At 63.3% G+C, this 13,847-nt stretch carries 11 protein-coding genes; 4 read left to right on the top strand and 7 right to left on the bottom strand.

Going from position 1 to position 13,847, the window contains the following annotated elements:
- Window positions 1–151: 151 nt before the first annotated feature.
- The 3 genes from NKI16_RS24935 to NKI16_RS24925 are packed head-to-tail and all read left to right on the top strand — an operon-like array spanning window position 152 to window position 4,760.
- Window positions 152–3,082, top strand: coding sequence for a molybdopterin oxidoreductase family protein (locus NKI16_RS24935; protein WP_352756031.1), 2,931 nt, complete (start codon window positions 152–154; stop codon window positions 3,080–3,082).
- Window positions 3,079–3,813, top strand: a complete 735-nt coding sequence (locus tag NKI16_RS24930; protein ID WP_352455137.1) for a 4Fe-4S dicluster domain-containing protein — start codon at window positions 3,079–3,081, stop codon at window positions 3,811–3,813. Before NKI16_RS24935 ends, NKI16_RS24930 begins: the two co-directional genes overlap by 4 nt.
- 11 nt (window positions 3,814–3,824) lie before the next feature.
- Window positions 3,825–4,760, top strand: coding sequence for a dimethyl sulfoxide reductase anchor subunit family protein (locus tag NKI16_RS24925; RefSeq protein WP_352570352.1), 936 nt, complete (start codon window positions 3,825–3,827; stop codon window positions 4,758–4,760).
- A gap of 2 nt (window positions 4,761–4,762) precedes the next feature.
- On the opposite strand, the gene pdeM is transcribed toward NKI16_RS24925, so the two are convergent.
- From pdeM to NKI16_RS24900, 5 genes are all read right to left on the bottom strand, one after another.
- Window positions 4,763–5,479 (bottom strand): ligase-associated DNA damage response endonuclease PdeM, encoded by a 717-nt coding sequence (gene pdeM, locus NKI16_RS24920; RefSeq protein ID WP_023676942.1) that lies wholly within the window; start codon window positions 5,477–5,479, stop codon window positions 4,763–4,765.
- Entirely contained in the window at window positions 5,476–7,998 is a 2,523-nt protein-coding gene (locus NKI16_RS24915; RefSeq protein WP_352455135.1) for a ligase-associated DNA damage response DEXH box helicase, read from the bottom strand. Before NKI16_RS24915 ends, pdeM begins: the two co-directional genes overlap by 4 nt.
- A 67-nt stretch (window positions 7,999–8,065) precedes the next feature.
- A complete protein-coding gene (locus tag NKI16_RS24910; protein WP_502896642.1) occupies window positions 8,066–8,977 on the bottom strand; it encodes a C40 family peptidase in 912 nt (303 codons plus the stop codon).
- A complete protein-coding gene (locus tag NKI16_RS24905; protein WP_023676939.1) occupies window positions 8,940–9,290 on the bottom strand; it encodes a MarR family winged helix-turn-helix transcriptional regulator in 351 nt (116 codons plus the stop codon). The genes NKI16_RS24910 and NKI16_RS24905 overlap by 38 nt, the downstream gene beginning before the upstream one ends.
- Before the next feature lie 69 nt (window positions 9,291–9,359).
- Window positions 9,360–10,724, bottom strand: a complete 1,365-nt coding sequence (locus tag NKI16_RS24900; RefSeq protein WP_352455133.1) for a leucyl aminopeptidase family protein — start codon at window positions 10,722–10,724, stop codon at window positions 9,360–9,362.
- Between the two features lie 122 nt (window positions 10,725–10,846).
- Here NKI16_RS24900 and NKI16_RS24895 point away from each other — a divergent pair, with 122 nt between their 5' ends.
- Window positions 10,847–11,668, top strand: a complete 822-nt coding sequence (locus NKI16_RS24895) for a tetratricopeptide repeat protein (RefSeq protein ID WP_023676937.1) — start codon at window positions 10,847–10,849, stop codon at window positions 11,666–11,668.
- Between the two features lie 116 nt (window positions 11,669–11,784).
- Here NKI16_RS24895 and NKI16_RS24890 read toward each other — a convergent pair whose 3' ends face one another.
- Window positions 11,785–12,801, bottom strand: a complete 1,017-nt coding sequence (locus NKI16_RS24890; RefSeq protein ID WP_023676936.1) for a type II secretion system F family protein — start codon at window positions 12,799–12,801, stop codon at window positions 11,785–11,787.
- Between the two features lie 9 nt (window positions 12,802–12,810).
- Window positions 12,811–13,824, bottom strand: coding sequence for a type II secretion system F family protein (locus NKI16_RS24885; RefSeq protein ID WP_023676935.1), 1,014 nt, complete (start codon window positions 13,822–13,824; stop codon window positions 12,811–12,813).
- Window positions 13,825–13,847: the final 23 nt, after the last annotated feature.

Here is a 13,847-nt window from a genome sequence, read left to right as displayed (position 1 = left end):
TGAGGCTGTTCAAATCGGTGTTCACGCATTGGTCCCGCAGCCTGCGGTGGCGGCTCGTCGGTGAACGCTATCGTCCGGAACAACATTACATGCGCGGCCCAGGTCCGAAGACGAGAGCCAAGGCCGCCGAACGCAAAAACATCGCCGGATCATGACCAACAGACCGCTGCGCGGCGCCAACTCAGCACCATCCCAACGGCCGCTCGCCGATACCCGCTCGCCCGCTGAAGGCGACGGCGTCGATACGTCGCCCGATGTCTCCGACAGCGTCGCCAAGACGACTTGCTATATGTGCGCCTGCCGCTGCGGCATCGACGTCCACATCAAGGACGGCAAGGTCCGCTACATCAACGGCAACAAGGATCACCCGGTCAACCGCGGTGTGCTGTGCGGCAAGGGCAGCGCCGGCATCATGCAGCATTACAGCCCGGCCCGGCTGAAGAAGCCGCTACTGCGCACCGGCCCGCGCGGCTCGGGTGAGTTCCGCGAAATCGAGTGGGAGGAAGCCTTGTCGATCGCGACAGAACGGCTTTCGAACATCCGCCGAACCGATCCGAAGAAACTTGCCTTCTTCACCGGGCGCGACCAGTCGCAATCGCTGACCGGCTGGTGGGCGAGCCAGTTCGGCACGCCGAATTTTGCCGCCCATGGCGGCTTCTGCTCGGTCAATATGGCGGCCGGCGGCCTCTACACGATTGGCGGTTCGTTCTGGGAGTTCGGCGAGCCCGACTGGGACAACACCAAATATTTCATGCTGTTCGGGGTTGCCGAAGACCATGATTCCAATCCGATCAAGATCGGCCTCGGCAAGCTCAAGGCGCGCGGTGCCAAGGTGGTTTCAATCAATCCCTGCCGCACCGGCTACAACGCGATTGCCGACGACTGGATCGGCATCCGGCCCGGCACCGACGGCCTGTTCGTGTTCGCCCTCATCCACGAATTGCTGAAGGCAGGGCGCGTCGATCTCGACTACCTCTTGCGCTACACCAACACCCACATCCTGGTCGTTCAGGAGCCTGGAGCTGCCGATGACGGGCTGTTCATGCGCGACGGCGACGGCAATCCGCTGGCTTGGGACAGGGTGGCGAAGACGCCTGTCGACGCCGGCGACACCGACGCAAAGCCCGCACTGACCGGCAGCGTTCTCGTCGACGGCCGCCGATGCGTGCCGGTCTTCCAACTCGTCGCCGACCGCTATCTGGACGAGTGCTATTCGCCCGACGCCGTCGCTGACCGGTGCGGCATCTCCGCCGACACCATCCGACGCATTGCTGCAGAACTCGCTCATGTCGCCTTCGAACAGCAAATCGAACTGCCGGTGGCCTGGACGGACTGGGCCGGCCGCCGGCACGAGACCATCAAGGGTCGGCCGGTGTCGATGCATGCGATGCGCGGCATCTCGGCCCATTCGAACGGATTTCACACTTGCCGCGCCATTCATCTGCTTCAGGTGCTTCTCGGCACGGTGGACGTGCCGGGCGGCTTCCGCTTCAAACCGCCTTATCCGCGGTCCGCGCCGCCGGGTCCAAAGCCCGCCGGCAAGAATGTGAAGCCGATGACACCACTCGAAGGCATGCCGCTCGGCTTCGTCTGCGGGCCGGAAGACCTGCTGATCGACGGAGGCGGCAAACCGATCCGTATCGACAAGGCCTACTCCTGGGATGCGCCGCTGGCCGCACACGGACTCATGCACACGGTCATTCGTAACGCCTGGGCCGGCGATCCCTACACGATCGACACGCTGTTCATGTACATGTCCAACATGGCCTGGAACTCGTCGATGAACACCGTCGAGACGATGGCGATGCTGACCGACGCGGACATATCGGGCGAATACAAGATCCCGTTCATCATCTATTCCGACGCTTATTATTCCGAGACCGTGCCTTTTGCCGATCTGGTGCTGCCCGACACGACCTATCTCGAGCGTCATGACTGTATCAGTCTGCTCGACCGGCCGATCAGCCACGCCGACGGGCCGGGCGACGCCATCCGCCATCCCGTCGTCGAGCCGGACCGCGACGTCAGGCCGTTCCAGACGGTGCTGATCGAACTCGGCGCGCGGCTCAGCCTGCCCGGCTTCGTTGACGACGACGGCTCCGCCAAATACCGCGACTATGCCGACTACATCGTCAATCACGAGCGCACGCCAGGTGTCGGTCCGCTCGCCGGCTGGCGCGGCAAGGACGGGGCCTCGGTCGGCAAGGGCGAGGTCAATCCCGACCAGTTGCAGCGCTACATCGATAATGGCGGCTTCTGGCACCAGGATTTCGCCGCCGATCAGCGCTACTACAAGATGGCCAACCGCTCGTATCTCGAATTGGCTGAGGGCATGGGCTTCATGCCGAAGGCCGAGCCGATCGTCTTCCAACTCTATTCGGAGCCGATGCAGCGCTTTCGCCTTGCGGCGCGCGGCCATGGCCGGGTGCTGCCGCCGGAGGCGGAGCGCAGCCGCATCGAGACCTATATGGATCCGCTGCCATTCTGGTATGCGCCCTTCGAAGAGGCTGCGGTCGACAGCCAAGCCTATCCGCTGCACGCGCTGACGCAGCGGCCGATGCACATGTATCATTCCTGGGGCGGGCAGAATGCCTGGCTAAGGCAGATCACCAGCCAGAACCGACTGTTCGTGCACTACCGGACGGCAGCCGGCCTCAGCCTTGTCGACGACGACTGGGTGTGGATCGAGAGCATCAACGGCAAGGTCAAAGGACAGATCAAGCTGGTCGACGGCGTCAACGCCAATACGGTGTGGACGTGGAATGCGATCGGCAAGCGTCGCGGCAGCTGGGGGCTGAAGGATGATGCGGCCGAATCCAATCGCGGCTTTCTACTCAACCACATCATCGGCGACCAGACCTCTGCCGATGCGAATGGCAAACACTATTCGAATTCCGATCCTGTCACCGGCCAGGCGGCATGGTTCGACCTGCGCGTGCGCATCGTCAAATGCGCAGACGAGGAAGCAGGCTTCACCGAACCGCAGTTCGAGCGGTTCCGACAGCCCCCGCATTTTGAGCCCCCGCCCGATAAGCTTAGTTTCGGCGCCGAATTCCGTCGGGAAAGAGAAGCTGCCAAATGACTTGCCTTCCCACCCATACCGACAAGAAGCTCGGCCTTGTCATCGATCTCGACACCTGCGTCGGCTGCCAGGCCTGCGTTACCGCCTGCAAAGAATGGAACACCGGCGGCCATATGGCGCCGCTAACCGACATCGACCCCTATGGCGGCAATGTCGACGGCGTCTGGTTCAACCGCGTGCACAGTTATGAGCACATGACCGAGATGGGTGGGCGCACGGTCAATTTCCCACGCTCCTGCCTGCACTGCGAGACGCCGGCGTGCGTCACGGTCTGCCCGACCGGCGCCTCCTACAAGCGGGCGTCGGATGGCATCGTGCTGGTCGACGAGGACAAATGCATCGGCTGCAAACTGTGCAGCTGGGCCTGTCCCTACGGAGCGCGCGAATTCGACACCAATGTCGGCGTGATGAAGAAATGCACGTTGTGCGTCGACCGCATCTACAACGACAATCTGGCGGAAGAAGATCGCGTGCCGGCCTGCGTCGCTGCTTGCCCGACCAGCGCGCGGCATTTTGGCGATCTGGGCGATCCGGCATCCGCTATCTCGCAACTGGTGGCCGAGCGCGGCGGTGTCGATCTGATGCCGGAAATGGGCTATAAGCCGACCAACAAATATCTGCCGCCACGTGCCCACACCACCCGCGCCGCATCGGTGCCGGCGCCAGCGCTTGAAGCGGTGCGGGCCGAAGGCGGCTTCCTCGGCTGGGTCGACCGCATGCTTTCGAACTGACCCGTGCCTTCATGCATCCAGCCTTCTCCGTCGTCTTTTTCACCACGGCCACGGGCGCCGGTTACGGCCTGCTCGCGCTGCTTGGCGTGCTCGCCGGACAGGGCTTTATCCCGCCCGATTTCTGGCTTGGCCTCACCGGCATGGGGCTGGCGCTTAGCCTGATCTCGACAGGCCTGCTGTCGTCGGCCGGCCATCTCAGCCGGCCCGAACGCGCCTGGCGTGCCTTCTCGCAATGGCGTAGCTCATGGCTGTCGCGCGAAGGTGTTGCCTCGGTCGCCACCTTCGTGCCGGCGGGGTTGTTCGGTATTGGCTGGGTGGTCCTCGGCCGTACGAGCGGCTGGGCGGCTGTCGCCGGGCTGCTCGCTGCCATCGGCGCGGTCGCAACCGTCTGCACCACCGGCATGATCTACGCGTCGTTGAAGCCGATTGCCCAGTGGCACAGCCGCTTCACCCTGCCCGCCTACCTGGTCTTTTCGGCGATGACCGGCAGCGTACTGCTCAACGCCCTGCTGCAGGGATTTGCCGCAGGCTCGAATATGCCTCTGGCGGGTGCCCTGTTGCTGACCGCGCTCGGCTGGGGTTTGAAGCTGGCGACCTGGCGATACAATGACAGGCTGGAGATCCCGACCAATGCCAACACCGCAACCGGGCTTTCCGGCGGCACGGTGCGGTCGCTGGAATGGCCGCATACCGAGGAAAACTATCTGCTCAAGGAGATGGGTTTTCGCATTGCGCGCAAGCACAGCGCTAAACTCCGCCAGATCACGCAGGTGCTGGCCTTTGCTTTGCCCGCGTTGCTGCTGGTCGCGGCGTTCGCCTTGCCGTGGCCCTATGCGGCAGCACTGTCGATACTCGCCGCAATCGCCCAACTCGCCGGAATGCTGGTCGAGCGCTGGCTGTTCTTCGCCGAGGCCAAGCACACAGTCACTTTGTACTACGGCAGGTAGGTTCAGCCCGGTCTGAGCATCGCGTGGGAAATCGCGAAAATGCGCTCTGTGCCAAGCATATAGGCCATCAGCGTTTCGCGGCGGAACAGCCCGGCATAGGCGCGATCGAGCACGTTGAGCGAGCCGGTATAGGCGCCGAAAGCCGGCATGATCATGCGGCCGCCATCGCCGGCAAAGCAACGACGCCGCACCGAACGGCCTTGCTGCACGATGCGGGCGCAAGGATGCAGGTGGCCTGATATCTCGCCTTCCACTCTCACCGCCGAAGGCTCGTGCCGGAAGAGTAGCGAGCCTATGGCCAGCTCGCGTACGGTCTCGCCTGGCAAGTCGGCCGGCGCTTCTGGATCATGATTGCCGGCGACCCAGAACCAGTCGCGCCCGACCATCAGCCCTTCCAGCCTTTGGCGAAAGCTCGCGTGCATACGTGCGGCGCCGCCGCCATCGTGAAAACTGTCGCCCAGGCTGATAACGATCGCAGGCTGATAATCGGCGATCACCGCCTGTAGCCGGAGCAACGTCGCACCGGTGTCGTAAGGTGGGACCAGCGTGCCGCGCCTCGCCAGTGATGAGCCTTTTTCCAGATGCAGGTCGGATACGGTCAGAAGCCGGAATTCGGGAAAATAGAGCACGCCGCGACGGTCGCAGATCGCGCGTTCGCCGGCGATACGGACAGCGCCCGCATCCGCCAGAGGCGCAGCCATGGCGAGCGCGACAGTCATTTCGTCCCCATGGCCTCCTCGACCAGCGTGGCTGCATCCATCAGCAGCGTGTCATCGGCCTCGCCATGCACCGGCATTTTGCCGATCTCGAGCATGATCGGCACGGCGAGCGGCGATATCTGCTCGAGGTTCTTATGCATGATTCGACCTTGGACGCGCGAGAGCATCTCGGCAAGTCTGCTGACATCCAAGAGACCGGTCGCGGCATCGGCACGCGTCGCCTGCAAAAGGATATGGTCGGGCTCGTGGCTGCGCAGCACGTCGTAGATGAGATCCGTCGACACGGTTACCTGGCGGCCGCTCTTCTCCTGCCCCGGGTGGCGTTTCTCGATCAATCCCGAGATCAGCGCGCAATTGCGAAAGGTGCGCTTCAACAACCAACTGCCGGCGAGCCAGGCTTCGAGGTCGTCGCCCAGCATGTCCTGATCGAATAGCGCAGCCAGCGACGGTTTCTTCGCCCTGAACATATGGCCCATATCGGCCAGCGACCATATGGCAAGCGCATAGTCGGTGGCGACGAAGCCGAGCGGCTTGGCTCCCGCCCTGTCGAGGCGGCGGGTGAGCAGCATGCCGAGCGTCTGGTGCGCCAGCCTGCCCTCGAACGGATAGGCCACCAGATAGTAGCGGTTGCCGCGCGGAAAGGTCTCGATCAGCAGATCGTCGCGTTTCGGCAGCACCGACTTGTCGGCCTGGAAGCGTAGCCAGTCGGCGACCTGCTCCGGCAGCTTCTTCCAGCGCTGCGGATCGTCCAGCATGGCGCGGACCTGTTCGGCCAGGTACGTCGAAAGCGGGAATTTGCCACCACCGTAATACGGCACCTTGGCGTCGCTGCCGGGTGCATTCGAGACAAAGCACTCATTCTCGCGGATACCTTCGAAGCGCAGCACCTTGCCGGCGAACATGAAGGTGTCGCCATGCGTCAGCGTTTCGAGGAACGCCTCCTCGATCTTGCCCAGAACCCGGCCGCCACGCGAAGCCGCGCCTCTGCTGCCCGCCTGGACGTAGCGGACGTTGAGCGCCGGCACTTCGATGATGGTGCCGACGTTGAGCCGGTATTGCTGGGCGACGCGAGGATTTGAGACCCGCCACAGTCCGTCCTTGTTCAACCGGATGCGGGCATAGCGCTCGTAGTTCCTTAGCGCATAGCCGCCAGTGGCGACGAAATCGATGACGCGATCGAATGTCGGGCGATCGAGATCGGCATAGGGTGCTGCCGTCCGCACCTCCTCGAACAGCGCATCGGCATGGAACGGCGCACCGCAGGCACAGCCCAGCACGTGCTGCGCCAGGACGTCGAGCCCGCCATCGACCAGCGGCGGCGTATCCTGGGCACCGAGATAATTGGCGTCGAGCGCCGCCCTGCATTCCAGCACCTCGAAGCGGTTGGCCGGTATCAGGATCGCCTTGGACGGCTCGTCCATACGGTGGTTGGCGCGGCCGATGCGCTGCGCCAGCCGGCTGGCACCTTTCGGCGCACCGACATGGACGACCAGGTCGACATCGCCCCAGTCGATGCCGAGGTCGAGCGTCGACGTGGCGACGATGGCGCGCAGGGTGTTCTCGCCCATTGCCTTTTCGACACGCCGGCGCTGCGCGACGTCGAGCGAGCCGTGATGCAGCGCGATCGGCAAGGTCTCCTCGTTGACCCGCCACAACTCCTGGAACAGCAACTCCGCCTGGCTGCGCGTGTTGACAAACAGCAGGGTTGTCTTGTGGCCCTTGATCTCGTTGTAGATTTCCGGCGTTGCGTAGCGGGCCGAATGTCCCGCCCACGGCACGCGCTCCTCCGAATCGAGAATGGAGATGTCGGGCTTGGCGCCGCCAGTGACGACGATCAGTTCGGCCATCGGCCCCGGTGGATTCTGGCTGACCAGCCAGCGCCGCAATTCGTCAGGCTCGGCGACCGTCGCCGACAGGCCTATCGTCTGCAGGGCGGGCACAAACGAGCGCAGCCGGGCCAGCCCGAGCGACAGGAGATGCCCGCGCTTCGAGGTCACCAGCGAATGCAATTCGTCGAGCACGACATAGCGCAGGTCCTCGAAGAAGCGCCTGGCATCGGGCGCGGCAATCAGCAGCGCCAATTGCTCGGGCGTGGTCAGGAGAATGTCGGGCGGCGCCAGCTTCTGCCGCTGGCGCTTGTGTGCGGGCGTGTCGCCGGTGCGCGTCTCGACGGTGACCGGCAGCCCGATTTCTTCGACGGGTTTGCCGAGATTGCGCTCGATGTCGACGGCCAGCGCCTTCAGCGGCGAGATGTAGAGTGTGTGGATGCCTCGATGCGCCTGCCCCGGCCTTCTCCTCGGTCGGCCGGCCAGTTCGGTCAGCGATGGCAAGAACCCGGCCAGCGTCTTGCCGGCGCCGGTCGGGGCGATCAGCAATACCGACTGCCCACCCTGGGCTTTGGCCAGCAAATCGATCTGGTGGGCGCGCGGCGACCAGCCCTTTTCCGCAAACCATTTGACGAATGGCTGGGGCAGGACGACGGCGGCATTCTGTTGGGCAAGGCGCGGCTGCTCTGTCACGCGCCAGAGGTAGCGCGGCGACGCGCAATCGCCAAGCAGAATCAGAACAAAAGGTGATCGATTCGCGTTACGGCCGGCGAAACCCGGTCGGTCCGCCATAGAGATAGCCGATACGGGCGACCGCCTCCCCCAGTCCTTCACGCGACACCAGCATGGTGTGGCCGTTGGCGTGGATCATGGTCTCCGGATCCGTCATGATCGCGACGTGGCCTTTCCAGAAGACCAGGTCGCCGCGCCGCAACCCGGCAAAATCCGGCCCGGGTTCGAGCGGCTCGCCGACGGTCGCCGCCTGCATGTCGGTGTCGCGCAGCACTTGCCTGCCAGCCATGTGCATTGCAAGTTGCACGAGACCGGAACAATCGATGCCGAAGCCGGAAACGCCGCCCCACAGATAGGGCGTGCCGAGAAACGCCTCGGCGACCGCGACGTAGTCGGGGGCAACCTCGGCGACAGGCCTGAGATGGTCAGATATGACCGCCTCGCCGGATGGCAGCAGAGCATAGTACGTGCGGCGTGTTTCAGCCGCGCCTTTCACTGTTACCGCCGATCCCATCGAGAGTTGCCCGCTGATCGGGAACCGCAAATCCGGTCCCGGATAGAGGAAAGTGCGCGGCACCGAGACAACATGCGTGGGCGCATGGTCCCGACCGCCCAGCACAGTGTCGGCGACATAGCCGACATAGCCGTCGCGCTCGGCCTGTATCCAGGCCCAGCCCTCAACGTCCTCGAAGACGAGGACGTCTTCGCCGAACAGAAGCTGGGTATCGACGCCGGCATCCGGGCGCGGAGCCTTGCGGACATCGGCCACGGAGGCTGATATGCGAGCCGGCCGGCCGGCGACGAAACGGTCGGCGGAAACCTCGCCTTTCAGCCTGGCGTCGGCGAGATCGGAGCGGAAGGCATGGAGGCGGGCATCGCTGGCGGTCAAATCGGCAACTCGTTCAAATGGGCAACTCTTGGGCTCTGGCAATGATAACATCGCCAAAGCGCTCGACAAAGAGCGCGCCTTCGACTGTACGCCTGACCAGCACGTTGCGCTTGTCGAGCTCGTCGCGATGGCGCGACACCAGTTTCAGTGCCCCCATCGTATCGAGCGCACGGGTGATCACCGGCTTGGTGACGTTGAGGCGGGCGGCTAACCCCCGCACCGTGTGTGGCGGCGGATCGAGATAGATGGTGAACAGGATCGCCGTCTGGCGCATGGTGAGATCGGGCGCGTCGTCGCGCACCTCCGACAGCACCACCTGTTGCCATAGTCGCAACGCTTGGCTTGGACGCATGATAATCGACATCCGTCCAGCATGTCGGAAAATTGTTTCGGTTCCGTTTCAGTCAATACCTTCGTCGGCTATGTCCTAGAATCAGCCGTAGCGGTTCGAAATGACCTGCTCCAGCGCCCGGATGCCTTGCGCTTCGCCACCCGCAAGGCCGTGCGGGCGGTCGAACGGGTTCCAGGCGAAGATGTCGACATGCGCCCAGCCGGCGGTCTTTTCGACGAAGCGCTTCAGGAAAAGCGCCGCGGTGATCGAGCCGGCGAAACCGTCCGACGTGACGTTGTTGATGTTGGCCACCTTCGACGCCAGCTTGGCGTCATAGGGCTTCCACAACGGCATGCGCCATAGCGGATCCTCGACCGCAACGGAGGCGTCCGCCAGCTCGGATGCAAGCGCCTCGTCACCGGTGTAGAACGGCGGCAGGTCGGGACCGAGCGCAACACGGGCAGCGCCTGTCAGCGTCGCCATATCGACCAGCATCTGCGGCTCTTCGTCATCGGCCAAGGCCAGGGCATCGGCGAGCACCAGCCGCCCTTCGGCGTCGGTGTTGCCGATTTCGACGGTGATGCCCTTGCGGCTCACCAGCACGTCGCCTGGCCGGAAGGCATTGCCGGCTATCGAATTCTCGACAGCCGGGATAAGCACGCGCAGCCGAACCTTCAACCCGGTGGCCATGATCATGGAAGCGAGACCCAGCACGTTGGCAGCGCCACCCATGTCCTTCTTCATCAAAAGCATGCCCGAGGACGGCTTGATGTCGAGACCGCCTGTATCGAAGCAGACGCCCTTGCCGACCAGCGTTATCTTGGGGGCATTGTTCGGCCCCCAAATCATGTCGATCAGGCGTGGCGCGTCGGCAGAAGCCCGACCGACGGCGTGGATCATCGGAAAGTTGGCGGTAAGAAGATCGTCGCCTTTGGTCACCGATATTTCGGCCTTGTGCGTCGCGGCCAAGGTCCGGGCGGCCTTCTCCAACTGCCCGGGGCCCATATCGCTGGTCGGCGTGTTAACCAGATCGCGCGCCAGGAAAATGCCATCGGCGAGGCGGCGGATGCGGGCGGCGTCGGTGCCTGCCGGCAGCGCGAGGCGAAGCGTCTTGCCTGGCTTCTTGCCGTAGCGGGTGAAGACATAGCCGCCGAGCGCCACGGCGAGTGCCGTAAGCTCCGGCTTGGCCGGTGCGGACGCAAAATGCCACTCGCCTTCGGGCAAGGCTCTCGCTAGTGCGCCGATGGCCAGTGCGCCCTCGCCATCACCGGTGCCGAACAGGGCTCCGGCAATCGCGCCGTTGTCGCCAGGCACGATGAGCGTCCTGCCGGCCTCGCCGGAAAAGCCGTTGGCCTTGGCCCAGGCGACCGAGGATGGCGCAAGGCCCGACGCCGCCAGAGCATCCTTCGCCACCAGATGGACCGGCAGCGCATTGCTCAATTCTTTCTCGACGAGTTCGACAGGCATTCGCTGGCCTCCGGCTTCCGAGTCGACGTTTCTTAACTCTCCGTTAGGGTTAACAGAATATTTCTGCGGGAGGAAAGATGACCTCGCAAATGGTCACGCGCATGAACGGAGCCCTGGTGCCGATGCCGACCAACCGCAGGATGAACGCCAGCGCAAATAGGCTGATCAGCACGGCGTTGATGATGGCGCTTGCCGCAGGCGTCGCTGGCTGCGGAACCAGCAAATTGACGACTGGCTCGATTTCTCGTCCAAGCGGCAAGCCGCTGGAAACAATGTCGGCGGGCGAACTGCACAACGCTACGATGGCGCTTGGCCAGTCCTATTCGAAAAACCCCAGCGACAAGCGGATCGCGACAAATTATGCCGCGGCGCTGCAGATGGACGGCGACGCAGACCAATCGCTTGCGGTGATGCGCAAGCTGGCGATCGCCCTGCCGAAGGACCGCGACGTGCTCGCCGCCTATGGCAAGGCGCTTGCCGCCAACGGACAGTTCGAACCGGCTCTCGATGCCGTGCGCCGCGCGCAGACCCCTGAATATCCTGATTGGAAACTGGTGTCGGCGGAAGCTGCCATTCTCGACCAGCTCGGCCAAAAGGACGAGGCGCGCCAAGGCTATCGCAAGGCGTTGGATCTCAGGCCGAACGAACCGTCGATCCTTTCCAATCTCGGCATGTCGTACGTGCTGGAAGGTGATTTGCGCACGGCCGAAACCTATATGCGCTCAGCCGCCCAGCAGCCGAATGCAGATAGCCGCGTCCGCCAGAACCTTGCGCTGGTCGTCGGTCTGCAAGGCCGTTTCGACGAGGCCGAGAAGATCGCCTCGCAAGAGCTGTCGCAGGATCAGGCGCAGGCTAACGTCGCTTACCTTCGCCAGATGCTGGCGCAGCAGAATGCCTGGAGCCAGCTCAAGGACCAGGACAAGGCAAAGCCCGCCACCAACTGACCGCTTCGAGCGCCGAACCGGCGCGCGAATTCCGCAACATGTCTAACGCAAAGAGCCGCGCTGCACCGGCAGCGTGGCTCTGAATCGTATCAGCGTTTCTGGCAACGCCGCTGGCGCTACTCGCTGCTGGATTTCGGCTGGTCGCCAAAGATGCCGCGCTGGCTCACCTGGATGCCGGCGGGACCCAGAATAATGGCGAACAGCACCGGCAGGAAGAACAGGATCATCGGCACGGTGAGCTTCGGCGGCAGCGCGGCCGCCTTCTTCTCGGCGGCATTCATGCGCATGTCGCGGCTCTCACTGGCAAGCACCCGCAACGCATGCGCCACGGGCGTGCCGTAGCGCTCGGCCTGAACCAACGCCTGGGACACCGACCTGACGGATTCCAGGCCAGTTCGGCTTGCAAGGTTCTCGTAGGCCTGCTTGCGCTCCTGCAGATAGGAAAGCTCGGCGTTTGTCAGGATGAATTCTTCCGCCAATGCCACCGATTGCGCGCCGATCTCATCGGCGACCTTGCGAAGCGCCGCTTCCACCGACATGCCGGACTCGACGCATATCAGCAACAGGTCGAGCGCGTCCGGCCACGCCATCTGAATCGATTGCTTGCGCTTGGTAGCGCGGTTGTTGACGTAGAGCACGGGCGCGTAGAATCCCGCATAGGCTACCACGATGCACACGAACAGCTTCACGAAAAGCGGCTGCTCGGGCAATCCGCCGAGCACGAACAGATACATCGCCGCCAATGCAAAGCCGATGAAGGGCAGGACGAGACGGAAGAAAAGGAAGCGCGTCAGCGGATTTTGCCCGCGAAAACCCGCCACTTTCAATTTCTGCAAGGTACCTTCATCCGCCAGCGCACGCCTGAGATCCAGGCGATCGACAATATTGCGCATGCCGACCGACTGTTCTTCGCGCAGGCCCTTGCGGCGGCGGTCGGCTTCGACTGCCAGCCGCGCGCGCTGCTTGGCGCGCAGCTCATCGCGCTCCAGCGCTACGGATTTCATGCGCGCCTTGAGCTGGTTCCCGCCAAAAGCGGGCAGCAGCGTGAAGACGGTCGCAAACACCGCGATACCGACCAGCAGTGCGATCAGCAGGGACGGGTCGGTGAGAGTTCTGATGACGTGATCGGTCATACGCGAGTCCTAGACTTCGAAATTCATCATCTTGCGCATTACCAGGACGCCCATCGACATCCAGATGCCGGAACAACCGAGGATCAGATGGCCGGTGCTGGTGATGAAGAGGGGCATGATGTAGTTCGGGCTCGTCAAATAGACGAGAAAGGCGACGACGAAAGGCAACGCGCCGATGATCACGGCGGATGCCTTGGCTTCCATGGACAATGCCTGGACCTTGGCTTTCATTTTCTTGCGGTCGCGAAGCACGCGCGAAAGATTGCCCAGCGCTTCGGAAAGATTGCCGCCGGCCTGAGACTGGATCTGGATGACGATGCCGAAGAAGCTCGCCTCGGTGCACGGCATCGTTTCTGGCATGCGCATGGCCGCGTCGGGGATCGACAAACCCATTTGCTGCGAATCGACGATGCGGCGGAACTCGGTCTTGACCGGCTCGGGGGATTCGTTGGCGATCAGGCGCACGGCATCGTTCAGCGGCAGGCCGGATTTTACCGCACGCACAATGATATCGAGCGCGTTCGGAAATTCGTTTAGGAACGCCTTGACGCGGTGCGCGCGGCGAAACGAGACGAACCAGCGGGGCAGACCCAAGACGCCGACCAGCAGCGCAGCCGGCAAGACCAGCAACGGTGCGCCGATGAAATAGACAAGAGCCGTCAAGACGACGCCGCAGACCGCCGAGTAGACATAGAAGCGCTCAAGCGAGATCTTCATGCCGGCCTGACGGATTTGGATCTTCAGCGGTGGTTTCTTGACCAGGCTCTGATTGGACTTTTGCTTTTGATCGAGATCCTTCAGCGAATCCTGGACGGACTTGCGACGCTTGGCCGCTTCCGCCACGCGATCGCGCGACGCCTTGACGACGGAACGATCCGTCTCGGCGGTCTTGATCGATTCAAGCCGCTTGCCGACCTGCTTCTCGGTGCTGATCCGGTTAAACAGGAAAGCATAGGCCACAGCGCCGGCGCTGAAGCCGGCGAGCACGACGAATGCCAATACGGTGCCGTCAATTCCGAACATCGACCCTGGCCCCCACGCTTCCA

The organism is Mesorhizobium sp. M0698 (assembly GCF_040320455.1).
Lineage (GTDB): Bacteria > Pseudomonadota > Alphaproteobacteria > Rhizobiales > Rhizobiaceae > Mesorhizobium.
Note: the sequence above shows the minus strand (reverse complement) of the source record. Positions and strands in the feature narration are given on the sequence as shown.